The sequence below is a fragment of the Halomonas sp. genome (assembly GCF_034520545.1).
Lineage (GTDB): Bacteria > Pseudomonadota > Gammaproteobacteria > Pseudomonadales > Halomonadaceae > Halomonas.
On sequence record NZ_JAXHNN010000008.1, the window covers coordinates 12336 to 26106 of the forward strand.

Consider the following 13771-nt stretch of genomic DNA (forward strand, 5'->3'; position numbering starts at 1 on the left):
CCGGCCTGCCACTAGACTGATCGGTAACCCTGCATAAAAAGACCGCACAATCATAGGAGGGCACCATGTCCAAGGTGCTGGTGGTGGACGACGAAGCCAACATCATTCTGTCCCTGGAATTTCTGATGCAACAGGCCGGCTTCCAGGTCGACACCGCCGAGGATGGCGAGAGTGCCCTGGCCAGCATAGAGGCATCCCCCCCGGATCTGGTCCTGCTGGATATCAGCCTGCCCGGCATCAGTGGCTTCGACGTCCTCGAGCGGCTGCGGGGTGACCCCGCTCATGCCAAGCTGCCGATCATCATGCTCACGGCCCACGGACGCGAGGTGGAGCGCGAGAAGGGCCTGGCCCTGGGCGCCGACGACTACATCACCAAGCCCTTCTCGACCCAGGCACTGGTCGAGAAGGTCAAGACGCTGCTCGCCGAGGTGTCCTGATGGTCACACGTGGTTCCCGCCTGCCTCGTCGCCAACGGCTGATCGGCCTCTGGCTGCTGCTCAGCGGTATCAGTATCTTCGGTGGTGCTGTCTTCGCCCTCTGGCTGGACGGTCTTGTAGGGCTCGAGGGCATGTCGCGCCTGTTTCTGTGGCTGGGCTGCTTCTCCGGTGGCGGCACCATCTTCCTGGTCGGCCTGCTGCTCGAGCGTCAGCTATTCACCCCGCTGCGCCATCTTCAGGTGCAGCTGGCCCGTCTGGTGGCCAATCCGGATGCCCGCCAGGATTATCCGCCCGAGGGCTGGCTGCGCGGGCTCGGTCCCGACCTCATGCGTGTTCGCGAGGCCTGGCGGGCCGACCGCGAGCGCCTGGCCACGGCCCATGCCGAGGGCGCGCGCAGTGCCGCCCGCATTCGCCAGGAGCTCGAGACCCTGCTCCAGGTGCTCGACACCCCGCTACTGCTCTGCGATCACCATCGCCGGTTGCTGCTCTTCAACCAGGCCGCCGAGACGCTGTTCGACGGCCATCCCGGCCTGGGGCTCGGCAAGCGTCTCGACACCTTGCTGCCGATCTCCAGCCTTCAGGATGCGCTGAGCCAACTGCCCGATGACGGGGCCCCGCGAGAGATCCTGGTCCCCTGCAACGAACGCTGGCTGCATGTGATACTGCGTCGCGTCCCCGACAGCAACCACGAGACCCTGCTGACCCTGACCGACACCACGGCGGCCTGGACCAGCGAGATGGGCGCCCGCGCCGACATCGCCGAGATGCTGCCGGTACTGCGCCGCCACAGCGCCAGCCTGACCAGCGCCGCCGATGCGCTGGTCGGCGTGCGCGACGACGCCGCGACCGGAGAACTCGGTCAGCGGCTGGAGGCGGTGATCGACGAAGAGAGTCGCGCCCTGGCCGGCCAGCTCGAACGCATGGGCCGGCTGATGGAAGACATGCATCGCGAGGGCGAGCGCCTGGTCCCGCTGTGGTCCAACGACCTCTGGTCGGCCCTCAGCGAGCGCCAGGAGAGCGAGTCCCTGCGCGTCATCCCCATCGGCATGCCTGCCTGGCTGAAGGGCGATGCCCCGGCCCTGCTGGCGCTGCTGGATTCGCTGCTTCCGCGGCTGTCGGCCCATTCGGGCCACAGCGAACTGGAAGGCGAAGTCTGCCTGGGCAATCGTCGCGTCTATCTCGACCTCATCTGGCGGGGGCGCCCATTGGGCGAGAAGGGACTCGACGAGTGGCGCACCGAACGGCTGGATGCCCTGCCCCTGGCGCCGCGGGTCGCCGATGTGCTGCGTCAGCACACCAGCGACGCCTGGAGTCTCGCCGACGAGGACGGCGAACATGCCCGGCTGCGCCTGCCGCTGCCGGCCACCGAACGCGTCGGCGCGCCGCATCCACGCACCCCGCCGCGTCCCGAATTTCACGATTTCGGCATCGCCGAGATGCCGTCACCGGATGCCGAGCTGGCGGCCCGCCCCCTGAGGACCCTGGAGATCGTGTCCTTCGACACCGAGACCACCGGACTGGAGCTACGCCGCGGTGACACCGTGGTCAGCATCGGCGCCTGCCGCATCGTCAATGCGCGGCTGCTGGCCAGCGACATCTTCGACCTGAAGGTCGACCCGGAGCGGCCCATTCCCCCCGCCAGCACCGCCATCCATGGCATCACCGATGACGACGTGGCCGGGGCCCCACCACTCAACGTCGCCCTGCCGCGTTTTCGCGACTACATCGGCGAGGCGGTGATCCTGGCCCACAACGCCGCCTTCGACCTGCTGGCCATCCAGCCGCCCGGCGGCGGCGTCGACTTCGACATGCCGGTACTCGATACCCTGCTGCTGTCGCGGGCACTCGACGAAAGCCTCGACGGCCACGACCTGGACAGCCTGGCCGACCGCTATGACCTCAGCTTTCCGCCCGGCACCCGCCATACCGCCCTGGGCGATGCGCGAGTCACCGCGGAGCTGTGGCTCTCGCTGCTGCCCCGGCTGGAGGCGCGCGGCGTCGAGACCCTGGAGCAGGCGCTGGCGCTGCAGGCCAGCGCCTTCGACAAGGAGGACGCCTACGCCTCGTGAACACGCCACGCCTGAAGGAGCGCCTGGTCGCACTGATCGTGCTGGCGGCCCTGCTGTTCACTCCGCCCCTGCTGCTGATCGCCGAGCGTGCCTCGGCGGGGCCAGGCTCGCTGGTGGTCTACCTGTTCCTGGCCTGGGGGGTGGTAATCGCCCTGATGGCCTGGCTGATGGAACGCCGCCACAAGGAGTGACATCGGATGCAGGATGAGACGCCATGAGAAGCAGTTTCGTGGTCCTCACGGTGGCCTTCGGTTATCTGGCGCTGCTCTTCGTGATCGCCGCCTGGGGGGATCGCCGCGCCGAACAGGGCCGTTCATTGATCGGCTCGCCCACCGTCTATGCGCTCTCCATTGCCGTCTACTGCACGGCGTGGACCTTCTACGGCAGCGTGGGACGCGCGGCCCAGTCCGGCCCCAGCTTCCTGCTGATCTATCTGGGGCCTACCCTGGCGATGCTGATGGCCCCCTTCGTGATTCGCAAGATGGTGCGCATCGCCAGCGCTCAGCGCATCACCTCCATCGCCGACTTCATCAGCGCCCGCTACGGCAAGAGCTCGAGCCTGGGGGCCCTGGTAGCGCTGATCGCGCTGATCGGCATCACCCCCTATATCGCCCTGCAGCTGAAGGCCATCACCGTAAGTCACGCGGTGCTGGTCAACTATCCCGAGGCCGCCGAGCTGCGCCTGGCCGACGAGAGCTTCTGGGCCGACAAATCCTTCTGGGTGGCCCTAGTACTGGCGGTGTTCATCATCCTTTTCGGCACCCGTCATCTGGACGCCAGCGAGCGCCATGAGGGCATGGTGGCGGCCATCGCCTTCGAGTCGCTGGTCAAGATGGTGGCCTTCCTCACGGTCGGGGTCTTCACCGTCTTCGTGCTTTTCAACGGCCCGGCGGACCTGTTCGCCCAGGTCGTCGCCAGGCCCGAACTCAGTCGACTGATGAGCTTGGAAGCAGTCCCCGGCGGTACCCTGGGCTGGGTGGGCATGCTGGTGCTGGCCTTCCTGGCCTTTCTGACCCTGCCGCGACAGTTCCAGGTGCTGGTGGTCGAGAACGTCGACGAGCGCCACCTCAAGCGCGCCAGCTGGCTCTTCCCGCTCTATCTGCTGGTGATCAACCTCTTCGTGATCCCCATCGCCATGGCCGGATTGCTGCTGGGCGACGTCAGCAGCGACCCGGACAGTTTCGTGCTCACCCTGCCGCTGCATGCTGACCAGACGGGGCTGCCGCTGCTGGTCTTCATCGGCGGGCTCTCGGCCGCCACCGGCATGATGATCGTCGAGACCATCGCGCTTTCCACCATGGTCAGCAACCAGCTGGTGATGCCGCTGCTGCTGCGCTCGCGGCATCTCCACCTGAGCATCCGGGGCGAGCTCGCCGGCTGGCTGCTGCGCATCCGCCGGGTGGCGATCCTGATGATCCTGCTGCTCGGCTACCTTTACCATGCGCTGATCGGCGACGCCTATAGCCTGGTGACCATCGGCCTGGTTTCCTTCGCCGCCGCCTGCCAGTTCGCCCCGGCGCTGCTGATCGGCATGTACTGGCGCGGTGCCAACCGCCTCGGGGCCGGGCTGGGCATGATCGCGGGCTTTGTCATTTGGGCCTGGACCCTGCTGATCCCGGGCTTTGCCCAGTCGGGCTGGCTGGATGCCGGTTTCCTCGCCCAGGGCCCCTGGGGCCTCGCCTGGCTGCGGCCCTATGCGCTGTTCGGCCTCGAGGGCTGGGACATCTACACTCACTCGCTGCTGTGGAGCCTGGCCGCCAATGCCGGCCTGCTGGTGGGCATTTCGCTGTTCACCCGCCAGTCTCCTTTGGAGCAGACCCAGGCGGCGCTGTTCACCGAGGCCATGCACCCGGGCCTGATGGAGACCTCGCTGTGGCAGGGCCAGACCACGCGCGGCGAACTACGCGCCCTGCTCGACCGCTACCTGGGGGGCGCCGCCAGCGCTCGGGTCTTCGCCGCCCACCCCGACGAAGCCGCCGACGACAGCCAGCCCGCGCCACCGGAGTTGACCGCCCGCGCCGAACAGGCCCTGGCCGGTTCACTGGGCAGCGCGTCGGCCCGGGTGCTGATCGACTCGGTGGTACGCGGTGAGGCCCTGAACCTCGAATCGATCCTCAGCATCCTCGACACCACCTCCGAGACCCTGGAGGTCAACCGTCGCCTGGAGCAGAAGTCCAACGAGCTGGCGCGCGCCAGCGAGGAACTGCGTGCGGCCAATGAACGCCTGCGCGAGCTGGACCGCCTCAAGGACGAGTTCGTGGCCATGGTCAGCCACGAGTTGCGCACGCCCCTCACCTCGATCCGCGCCTTTGCGGAGATCCTGCGCGACAGCGACGACCTGCCCGACGAGAAGCGCCGCCACTTCCTCGACGTGGTGGTGCGCGAGAGCCAGCGGCTCTCGAGGCTGATCGAGGAGATCCTCGACCTGGCGAGGCTCGAGAGCGGCCGCCTGACCCTGGAGCCCCAGCGCCTGGATCTGGTCGCCCTGGCCCGTCACAGCGTGGATGCGGTGCACCGGCCGCAGGAAAAGCGTGGGGTGAGCCTGGAGGTCGAGATCACGCCCGAGACGGCGATGGTCATCGGTGACCCGGACCGCCTGGAACAGGTGATCATCAACCTGCTCGACAACGCCGGCAAGTTTGCCGCCGACGATGACCCGAAGGTGCTGCTGCGTCTCGAGCGCTACAAGCACAACTATCGTCTCGCCGTGGAAGACAACGGCACCGGCATCGCCGAGGATGAACGCGAGCGGGTCTTCGAGAAATTCCACCAGATCCAGCAACAGGACGGTGGCGAGGCCCGCGGCCGCCCGCGCGGCAGCGGGCTGGGCTTGCCCATCAGCCGCGGTATCGTCGCCCACCTGGGCGGACGACTGTGGGTCGAGGAGGCGCCAAACCTGGGCGGCGCCTGCCTGGTGATGGAACTGCCCGAAGCGCCGAAGGAGACTTAAGGTACCATCGGGGTACCATCGGGTCACCTGAGGGAACTCGAGGCTCCGAGGTCTGGAAGCCTGAGTCGCCCTAAGGGTCTAACCCCAAACGACGATCCCAAACGACGAAGGCTTTCACGACCTTCGCGCACGGCGCATCAGACGACGAATCTGCAACAGGTCGTGACGCAGCAGCAGACGCTGATCCTCGCCCAGGCGGGCGATATCCACCCAGCCATCCGGGATGCGCCCCTCGGTCAGGGCCAGGCGCTGCTCATCGAGCATCAGCGCCTGCAACCGCTCGAACGCCCCCGTCAGGGCCCGAGCACGCTCGGGGCTGAGCACTTCCTGCATCACCAGCGTCACCAGCCGCGAACGGGTATCCGGCGAACGCACCCCCTGGCGCAGTGCCAGTAGGCGCACTGTATTGACCAGCGGCAACATCCCCTGATGCTTGAGATTGATGACTCGCTCATGGGGCGCGTCCTCGCTGACACCGCTGAGCCGGCCAAGCCGATCCAGGGCCACCGGCAGCTCATCGAGCAGGCTGGCCATCTCGTCGAGGAAGAGGCTGGAGCCCGGCATAAGGCTGGCCACTCGCTCTGTCAGGGCCTCGGCCAGCGAGCTCTCGCCAAAGACGGGATGGAAGTCGAGCAGGATGTTGGCCTGCTGGACGCGCTTGACACGGCGCTCCGCGGTCCAGATCTCGAGCTGTGCGCACCACTCCGAGAGGCGCTTACGCCACATCGGCCAGCGCGCCATGACATGACCCTGACAGAGCGGAATCCCGGCTGCGTCGAGGCGTTCGGTGAAACGCTCGCCAAGAGACTGAAAGTAGCCATCGATCTCGGTATGCCGGTCGTCGGGATAGTCGGCGATGATCATGGCGTTGTCCTGGTCCGGCGCCAGCAGGCTCTCGTGGCGCGCCCCGGACCCGAGGGTCAGCACGCAGAAGGCGACCGGCGGCACTCCCCAGCCCTGACCCCGCATCTCTCCCAGGGAAAGCTCGATGGCGCGTCGGTAGAGCCAGTCGTTGTGGTCACTGATCAGCTGGCTGATTCGCCAGGCCGGCAGGTCGAGCCGAGCCAGGGCGTCCACCAGCTGGCCCTGCCAGGCATGGGCCTCGGCCAGGTCGGGCGCGGGTCCCAGACTCACCAGCGCCTGGCGCAACGGTTCCAGCAACGACGGCCAGCCACTGGGATCGGGCGGCGCGTCAGCGGCGAAGAGTGCTCGCCAGGGGGAAGGTCGGTGCAGCAGGCGCATGGAGACTCCGGATCACATAACGGATCGGCATGTCCTGAAGTATAAGGCGAGCCTCAACGAGGCGAGAACATCTCGTCGCCGATCTGATCGATATAACGCTGCGCCTTGCTGACCATCAGGGCGTCACAGGCCTCACGACCAGGCAGCATGTCGGAGCGCTCGAAGCGATGCTCGAGCATCTGGCCCTCCTCGCCGTCGGCGGCGGGCAGCGGCTTGCGGATCCAGCCGCTGACGCGGTACTGGTCGGCGGGTTCGGAGATAATGAGATAGCCCTTGTACTCCACAGGGTCGGCGGCGGCAGCGTTGCCGGACTTGCCATCGTCACCGCCAAGCAGGCCGGAAAACAGTTTCTTGAACATCGTGCTGTCCTCGCAAGTGGTAGGGCTCGATACGACGACGCCGGCGGCAAGCCGGCGTCGAGGAAGCCATGAATGTCAGGCGTGAGCGTCTGGCTCAGTCCTGCTTGCGACCCTTGCCGGCGGCGATGCGCAGGCGCAGGGCGTTGAGCTTGATGAAGCCCTCGGCATCCTTCTGGTCGTAGGCGCCGGCATCGTCCTCGAAGGTAGCAATGGACTCGTCAAAGAGCGACTGGTCGGAGCGGCGGCCCGCCACGATGGCATTGCCCTTGTAGAGCTTCATGCGCACCACACCGGAGACGTTCTCCTGGGTCTCGTCGATGGCCGCCTGCAGCATGCGACGCTCCGGGCTCCACCAGTAGCCGTTGTAGATCACCTCGGCGTACTTGGGCATCAGCTCGTCCTTGAGGTGGGCCTCCTCGCGGTCCAGCGTCAGCGACTCGATGGCACGATGGGCACGCAGCATGATGGTGCCCCCCGGCGTCTCGTAGCAGCCGCGGGACTTCATGCCCACATAGCGGTTCTCGACGATGTCGAGGCGACCGATGCCGTTGTCGCCACCCAGTTGGTTGAGCTTCTCGAGCACCTCGTGGGGCCTCATCGGCACGCCGTCGATGGCCACGATATCGCCCTTCTCGTAGGTCAGTTCGATGTAGGTGGGGGTGTCTGGCGCGGCTTCCGGCGATACGCTCCAGCGCCACATGTCCTCCTCGGCCTCGGCCCAGGGGTCCTCGAGAATGCCGCCCTCGTAGGAGATGTGCAGCAGGTTGGCATCCATGGAGTACGGCGACTTCTTCTTGGATGAGAAGTCCACCGGGATGTCGTGCTGCTGGCAGTAGGCCATCAGCTTCTCGCGGGAGGTGAGATCCCACTCGCGCCACGGCGCAATAACCTTGACGCCAGGCTTCAGTGCATAGGCACCGAGCTCGAAGCGCACCTGATCATTACCCTTGCCGGTGGCCCCGTGGGAGATGGCGTCGGCGCCCGTCTGATTGGCGATCTCGATCAGGCGACGGGCAATCAGCGGACGGGCAATGGAAGTACCGAGCAGGTACTCGCCCTCATAGATGGTGTTGGCCCGGAACATCGGATAGACGTAGTCGCGCACGAACTCTTCGCGCAGATCCTCGATGTGGATCTCCTTGACGCCCAGCGCCTCGGCCTTGGCACGGGCCGGCTCGACCTCCTCGCCCTGGCCGATGTCGGCGGTGAAGGTCACGACCTCGCAGTCATAGCTTTCCTGCAACCACTTGACGATGACGGACGTGTCCAGGCCGCCGGAATAGGCGAGCACGACCTTCTTGACATCGGACATGCTGAGGCTCCTTTCGTAAGTTCGCAAAGACGCCGATTATAGCGCGCCGAGCCTGCAGCGAATACCGGCGACGCGACTCGCCGAAGGCAAGCTGCTAGACTTTCGCGGTTTCGAGACAGATGGCCCAGACAAGGAGAGGTGCATGAGCGAGGCGATCGCCCGTGAACTCATGGCGCAGCGATTCCGCAGCTTCCTGCCCGTGGTGGTGGACCTGGAAACCGGAGGCTTCAACCCCGAGGGCGACGCGATCCTGGAGATCGCCGCGGTCACGCTGACCATGGATCCGGAGGGCAACCTGATCCCCGACGCCACCTATGCCTACCACGTTACGCCCTTCGAGGGAGCCAACGTGGAGCAGTCGGCGCTGGACTTCACCGGCATCCGCCTCGATGACCCTCTGCGCCGCCAGGTCGCCGTCAGCGAGGCCGAGGCACTCGGCGAGATCTTCCGCCCGGTTCGCAAGTCCATCAAGGCCCATGGCTGCACCCGGGCCGTGCTGGTCGGCCACAATGCCGCCTTCGACCACGGCTTTCTCAACGCCGCGGTCAACCGCTGCGGCATCAAGCGCAACCCCTTCCACCCCTTCTCGAGCTTCGACACGGCATCGCTCGGCGGCCTGATCTATGGCCAGACCGTGCTGGCCCGGGCCTGCCGGGCCGCCGGCATCGAATTCGACAACCAAGCTGCCCACTCGGCGCGCTACGACACCGAACGCACCGCCGAGCTGTTCTGCGCCATGGTCAACCGCTACAAGGACCTGGGCGGCTGGGCCCTGGCCCAGAAGGAGCAGGGGATGGAGGAGTAGCAAGAGCAAACGGGGTCACAGCAAACGGGGTCAGACCCTTAAGTAGACTTTGGAGCGGAGCTCCAAAGTCTACTTAAGGGTCTGACCCCAGATGACTACCCTTCCAGCTTCAAGCTTCCAGGCGCGTAGCGCCGCTCTTCAGGCTTCAGCCCTCGGGCTGATCATCCTTATGCTTGGCGGCGGTCTCCTTGACCAGCTTTTCCAGCTCGCCGTTCTGGTGCATCTCGACCACGATGTCGCAGCCGCCGACCAGCTCGCCGTCGACCCACAGCTGCGGGAAGGTCGGCCAGTTGGCCACCTTGGGCAGCTCGGCACGGATGTCCGGGTTGTCCAGGACGTTGACGAAGGCGAAGCGCTCGCCGCAGGCCATCAGGGCCTGGACGGTCTGGGCGGAGAAGCCGCACTGCGGCAGCTGAGGAGTGCCCTTCATGTAGATCAGGATGGGGTTCTCGCCGATCTGGCGCTCGATGTTCTCGACGGTGGTGCTCATGACATCTCCCTTTTCTCGTTTGTCCGGGTCTCGGTAGACCGAGCCTCGATAGATCGAAGCCGTCCGGCGTGCGGGGAATACCCGAGTATGCTGGTCGGCCTTATGAATAGTGGCCATTCTACTGATGACGAACGCGTTGCGCATCCCCCTTGGCCTGGCTAGGATGGTCGTTTTTTCCCGTGGAGCGATACCATGGCCACTCGCCATTTCCTCACCCTGCTTGATCTGAGTTCCGACGAGCTGCGCTACCTGATCCAGCGCGCCATCTCGATCAAGAATGGCCTGAAGACCCACGGGCCAACCTACACGCCCTTCGCCAACCGCACCCTGGCGATGATCTTCGAGAAGTCCTCGACCCGCACCCGAGTCTCCTTCGAGACGGCCATGGCGCAATTCGGCGGGCATGCGCTGTTTCTCTCGCCCCGCGACACCCAGCTCGGCCGTGGCGAACCCATCGGCGATACCGCGCGGGTGCTCGCGGAGATGGTCGATGCGGTGATGATCCGCACCTTTTCCCACGCCAGCCTCGAGGAGTACGCCGCCGCCAGCTCGGTGCCGGTGATCAACGCCCTCACCGACGACTACCACCCCTGCCAGCTGCTCGCCGACGTGATGACCTGGACCGAGCTGCGCGGCAACGTCAAGGGCCGCACCGCGGTGTGGATCGGCGATGGCAACAACATGTGCCACTCCTGGATCAACGCCGCCCGCCAGTTCGATTTCCAACTGCGCATCTGCTGTCCGGAAGGCTACGAGCCGCGCCAGGATATCCTCGCGGCCGCCGGCGAGCGGGTGACCATCCTCCGCGACCCTCTGCAGGCCGTGACGGACGTCGACCTCGTCACCACCGACGTCTGGGCCTCCATGGGCCAGGAGGAGGAGCAGGCCAGGCGCGAGGCGGATTTCGCCGGCTTCCAGGTGAGCGAGGCGATGCTCGACCGTGCGAAGGACGACGTGCTCTTCCTGCACTGCCTGCCGGCTCACCGCGGCGAGGAGATCAGCACCACGCTGCTCGATGACCCGCGCGCCGTGGTCTGGCAGGAGGCCGGCAACCGCCTGCATGCCCAGAAGGCACTGATCGAATTCCTGCTGCTGGGGCGTGTGGAAAGCTAAGGGAGACGGCCTCTTAGCAGGGCTATCGCAGTTGTCTCAAGCGAGGAGCGCCGGGGGCAGGCCGAAGAGGAGGTCCTACGCCAGGGATGGCGTCGGTAGCGTACATGGAGGTATTCATAGCGCCTCCTCGCAGTCCTGCCGACGGAACAGCTCCGAGCAATTTGCTATCAGCGTTTGCCCTAGACCTTTTAGACCTTGGTATGACATAGACCTTCGTCGTGTGTATAATGCACTGCAGCATAGCCCATATAGGAGATGCGCAGCATGACACACGACACCCCCAGCACCACCGGCATGGAACGCAGCCTGCGCCAGTGCCTCTCCACCATGGCCGCCCTGCTCTTTCGCCAAGGGCATGCGCTGGAAACGGTCACCGTTCCGCACCGCGGCCTCGACCACAGCGAGCTGAAGGCGCTGGAAGCTGCGGAAAGTGACTGGAAGCGCTGCCAGCAGATCCTCGAGACCAGCCAGGCCGCCACCTGGAACGATTACCAGCACTTCGTGCTGACAGACCTGGGCCGCGAACTGCTTTTCGACATGTTCGGCGAAGGCGCCGCCGACTGCGCCTGAGCCAAACCGGACGCCATTCCCGAAATGCCCGGACACGCGACGAGATTGCGTGCCCGGGCATCTTTGGTTATGTTGGCAGGACTTGTCGGGGAGCCCCGGTACGCCAATGCGTCGTACACGGGGGCTGAGATCGGTACGGCCGAACCCGTTGAACCTGATCAGGTTGATGCCTGCGGAGGGAACAAGCGCGTGCCACACCTGCTCGCCTCCTCCCGCCATCCCGCCTGATCAGCCATGTCTCCTGCTGGATGGCCGATATCTTGACACCCTCCAACGATCACATCGCCGTCGCTGGCGCCGGCCTGCTGGGGCGTCTTGTCGCCTGGCAGCTGCTCGGCGACGGCCACGCCGTCACCCTCTATGACGCCGGGGACCTGGATACCCCGCCAGCCGCCGCCTGGACCGCAGCCGGCATGGTCGCCCCGCTGTGCGAGACGGCGATCTCCGAGCGCTGCGTCTACGACATGGGCCGCTTCGCCCTGGCCCAGTGGCCACGCTGGCTCGAGGCCCTCGACGCATCCTCGCTGTGGCAGCACAACGGCAGCCTGATGGTGGCGCATCCCCAGGACCTGGGGGAGCTTACCCAGTTTCGTCGCGACCTCGATCACGCACTGGGCGGCGGCTCACCTTGCCGGCTCCTCGATGACCAGGAGGTCCAACGGCTGGAACCCGACCTGGCAGTCGGCTTCCGCCAGGGTCTGTTTCTCCCGGACGAGGCCCACCTGGACAACCGTGCCCTGCTCACTCGCCTGCTGAACGAGATTCGCGCCCTGGGCGGAGAGTGTCATGCCCACTGCCCGGTGGACACCTTCCCCGGCGAAGTGGTCACGGCCGAGGGCCGGCGGCGCTTCGATATGGTCGTGGACTGTCGGGGTACCGGCGCCCGGCAGCGCCACCCGAGCCTGCGGGGCGTACGCGGCGAGACCCTGCATGTTCAGACCGCCGAGATCCAGCTCTCGCGGCCGGTACGGCTGATGCACCCACGCTACCAGCTCTATGTGGTGCCCAAGCCTGCGCATCGCTTCGTCATCGGCGCCACCCAGATCGAGAGCGAGGATCGTTCACCCATGTCGCTGCAGTCCTCGCTGGAGCTGGGCAGCGCCCTCTATACCCTCTCGCCGGCCTTCGCCGAGGCTCGCATCCTGGAGCAGGGCGTCAACCTGCGCCCCGCCTTCCTCGACAACCTGCCCCATGTCACCCATCAGAAGGGGCTGATCACCGCCAACGGCCTGTTCCGACACGGCTACCTGCTGGCACCCGCCGTGGTCTGCCACCTGCTGGCCGAGATCCGCGGCCACGGCGACCGGCCCTTTGCTGATACCCTGGCGGCACGCCCGCCGCAGGAGAACGCTGCATGAACGAGATCACCCTGCGCCTCAACGACGAGCCCGCCCGTCTTCCCGCCGGCACATCGCTGGCGGATGCCCTGCAGGCCTGGCACTACGCCGACCGCCGGGTCGCCGTAGCGGTCAACGGCGAGTTCGTGCCCCGCTCAGGCTATGCCGAGCAGATCCTGCAGGACGACGACCGCATCGATATCGTGGCCCCGGTGGGAGGTGGCTGATGAACGCTGCACACGATGACGCCCTGATGCTCTACGGCGAGGCCTTCGCCAGCCGCTTCCTGCTCGGCACTGCCCTCTATTCTTCGCCCACGGTGATGCAGGCGTCCATCCAGGCCGCTGGTTGCGAGATGGTCACCCTGGGGCTGCGCCGCCAGAACCCCGCCTCGGGCGACGGTGATGCCTTCTGGCAGATCCTGCGCGACAGCGGCTGCCGGCTGCTGCCCAACACCGCCGGCTGCCGCTCGGCCCGGGAGGCGATCACCCTCGCCCAGATGTCTCGGGAACTGTTCGACACGCCCTGGATCAAGCTCGAGGTCATCGGTGACGACTACAACCTGCAGCCGGACCCCTTCGGCCTGCTGGAGGCCACTCGGGAGCTGATCGGCCAGGGCTTCAAGGTGCTGCCCTACTGCACCGATGACCTGATCCTCTGCCAGCGGCTGCGCGACGCCGGCTGCGAGGCGCTGATGCCCTGGGGCTCGCCCATCGGCACCGGCCTCGGCCTGATGAATCGCTACGCCCTCACGACCCTGCGCCAGCGTCTCGACGTGCCGCTGATCATCGATGCCGGCCTGGGGGCTCCATCCCAGGCCGCGGAGGCCATGGAGATGGGCTTCGACGGCGTGCTGCTCAACACCGCCGTGGCCCGGGCCCATCGCCCGGCGCTGATGGCCGAGGCCTTCGCCGAGGCCATCCGCGCCGGACGCAAGGCCCATCTGGCCGGGCTGATGCAGCAGCGCCAGACCGCCAGCCCCAGTACGCCCACGGTAGGACAGCCCTTCTGGCACCGCGAGGGTGGGTAGCCCCGGCGCCTCTCGCTTCGGGTGGCCAAGATTGCCCCGCAGTGGGATGACGTGATG

General features: G+C 66.4%; 14 protein-coding genes and 1 riboswitch. Of the genes, 10 read left to right on the forward strand and 4 right to left on the reverse strand.

Annotated elements, in window-relative coordinates; translation table 11 throughout:
* Positions 1–65: 65 nt before the first annotated feature.
* From U5L98_RS04715 to U5L98_RS04730, 4 genes are read left to right on the forward strand one after another with little or no spacing between them, the layout of a single operon-like run.
* Positions 66–437, forward strand: coding sequence for a response regulator transcription factor (locus tag U5L98_RS04715; protein ID WP_322557190.1), 372 nt, complete (start codon positions 66–68; stop codon positions 435–437).
* Positions 437–2506 carry an exonuclease domain-containing protein gene (locus tag U5L98_RS04720; RefSeq protein WP_322557191.1) on the forward strand — a complete coding sequence of 690 codons (2070 nt, stop codon included), beginning with the start codon at positions 437–439 and terminating at the stop codon, positions 2504–2506. Before U5L98_RS04715 ends, U5L98_RS04720 begins: the two co-directional genes overlap by 1 nt.
* A complete protein-coding gene (locus U5L98_RS04725) occupies positions 2503–2697 on the forward strand; it encodes a hypothetical protein (RefSeq protein ID WP_322557192.1) in 195 nt (64 codons plus the stop codon). Before U5L98_RS04720 ends, U5L98_RS04725 begins: the two co-directional genes overlap by 4 nt.
* 23 nt (positions 2698–2720) lie before the next feature.
* Positions 2721–5456 (forward strand): sensor histidine kinase, encoded by a 2736-nt coding sequence (locus U5L98_RS04730; RefSeq protein ID WP_322557193.1) that lies wholly within the window; start codon positions 2721–2723, stop codon positions 5454–5456.
* Positions 5457–5570: 114 nt separating this feature from the next.
* On the opposite strand, the gene U5L98_RS04735 is transcribed toward U5L98_RS04730, so the two are convergent.
* From U5L98_RS04735 to U5L98_RS04745, 3 genes are all read right to left on the reverse strand, one after another.
* Positions 5571–6698, reverse strand: a complete 1128-nt coding sequence (locus U5L98_RS04735) for a DUF294 nucleotidyltransferase-like domain-containing protein (RefSeq protein WP_322557194.1) — start codon at positions 6696–6698, stop codon at positions 5571–5573.
* A gap of 53 nt (positions 6699–6751) precedes the next feature.
* Positions 6752–7057, reverse strand: coding sequence for an HlyU family transcriptional regulator (locus tag U5L98_RS04740; RefSeq protein ID WP_322557195.1), 306 nt, complete (start codon positions 7055–7057; stop codon positions 6752–6754).
* Positions 7058–7151: 94 nt separating this feature from the next.
* Positions 7152–8369: an argininosuccinate synthase gene (locus U5L98_RS04745; RefSeq protein ID WP_322557196.1), complete on the reverse strand. Its 1218-nt coding sequence runs from the start codon at positions 8367–8369 to the stop codon at positions 7152–7154.
* A 142-nt stretch (positions 8370–8511) separates the two neighbouring features.
* Between U5L98_RS04745 and rnt the strand changes: the two genes are divergently transcribed.
* Complete coding sequence (gene rnt / locus U5L98_RS04750; protein ID WP_322557197.1) at positions 8512–9174, forward strand: ribonuclease T; 663 nt, start codon at positions 8512–8514, stop codon at positions 9172–9174.
* 145 nt (positions 9175–9319) lie between these two features.
* Here the strand turns inward: rnt and U5L98_RS04755 are convergent, their stop codons facing one another.
* Positions 9320–9664: a Grx4 family monothiol glutaredoxin gene (locus U5L98_RS04755; protein WP_322557198.1), complete on the reverse strand. Its 345-nt coding sequence runs from the start codon at positions 9662–9664 to the stop codon at positions 9320–9322.
* Positions 9665–9856: 192 nt separating this feature from the next.
* On the opposite strand from U5L98_RS04755, the gene argF reads away from it, so the two are divergent.
* From argF to U5L98_RS04780, 5 genes are all read left to right on the forward strand, one after another.
* On the forward strand, positions 9857–10777 hold the full coding sequence (argF, locus tag U5L98_RS04760; RefSeq protein WP_322557199.1) for an ornithine carbamoyltransferase: 921 nt from the start codon (positions 9857–9859) through the stop codon (positions 10775–10777).
* A gap of 264 nt (positions 10778–11041) precedes the next feature.
* Positions 11042–11347 (forward strand): hypothetical protein, encoded by a 306-nt coding sequence (locus tag U5L98_RS04765; RefSeq protein WP_322557200.1) that lies wholly within the window; start codon positions 11042–11044, stop codon positions 11345–11347.
* Positions 11348–11423: 76 nt separating this feature from the next.
* Positions 11424–11545: riboswitch (TPP riboswitch) on the forward strand.
* Between the two features lie 62 nt (positions 11546–11607).
* Positions 11608–12705: a glycine oxidase ThiO gene (thiO, locus tag U5L98_RS04770; RefSeq protein WP_322557201.1), complete on the forward strand. Its 1098-nt coding sequence runs from the start codon at positions 11608–11610 to the stop codon at positions 12703–12705.
* Positions 12702–12911 (forward strand): sulfur carrier protein ThiS, encoded by a 210-nt coding sequence (gene thiS, locus U5L98_RS04775; RefSeq protein ID WP_322557202.1) that lies wholly within the window; start codon positions 12702–12704, stop codon positions 12909–12911. Before thiO ends, thiS begins: the two co-directional genes overlap by 4 nt.
* Positions 12911–13714 carry a thiazole synthase gene (locus U5L98_RS04780; protein ID WP_322557203.1) on the forward strand — a complete coding sequence of 268 codons (804 nt, stop codon included), beginning with the start codon at positions 12911–12913 and terminating at the stop codon, positions 13712–13714. The genes thiS and U5L98_RS04780 overlap by 1 nt, the downstream gene beginning before the upstream one ends.
* Positions 13715–13771 lie beyond the last annotated feature (57 nt).

Coding starts and splice junctions, on each gene's coding strand:
- U5L98_RS04755 (WP_322557198.1), bottom strand. CDS start 9,664: ATGAGCACCACCGTCGAGAACATCGAGCGCCAGATCGGCGAGAACCCC.
- argF (WP_322557199.1), top strand. CDS start 9,857: ATGGCCACTCGCCATTTCCTCACCCTGCTTGATCTGAGTTCCGACGAG.
- thiS (WP_322557202.1), top strand. CDS start 12,702: ATGAACGAGATCACCCTGCGCCTCAACGACGAGCCCGCCCGTCTTCCC.
- U5L98_RS04715 (WP_322557190.1), top strand. CDS start 66: ATGTCCAAGGTGCTGGTGGTGGACGACGAAGCCAACATCATTCTGTCC.
- U5L98_RS04735 (WP_322557194.1), bottom strand. CDS start 6,698: ATGCGCCTGCTGCACCGACCTTCCCCCTGGCGAGCACTCTTCGCCGCT.
- U5L98_RS04765 (WP_322557200.1), top strand. CDS start 11,042: ATGACACACGACACCCCCAGCACCACCGGCATGGAACGCAGCCTGCGC.
- U5L98_RS04740 (WP_322557195.1), bottom strand. CDS start 7,057: ATGTTCAAGAAACTGTTTTCCGGCCTGCTTGGCGGTGACGATGGCAAG.
- U5L98_RS04720 (WP_322557191.1), top strand. CDS start 437: ATGGTCACACGTGGTTCCCGCCTGCCTCGTCGCCAACGGCTGATCGGC.
- U5L98_RS04780 (WP_322557203.1), top strand. CDS start 12,911: ATGAACGCTGCACACGATGACGCCCTGATGCTCTACGGCGAGGCCTTC.
- U5L98_RS04730 (WP_322557193.1), top strand. CDS start 2,721: ATGAGAAGCAGTTTCGTGGTCCTCACGGTGGCCTTCGGTTATCTGGCG.
- rnt (WP_322557197.1), top strand. CDS start 8,512: ATGAGCGAGGCGATCGCCCGTGAACTCATGGCGCAGCGATTCCGCAGC.
- U5L98_RS04745 (WP_322557196.1), bottom strand. CDS start 8,369: ATGTCCGATGTCAAGAAGGTCGTGCTCGCCTATTCCGGCGGCCTGGAC.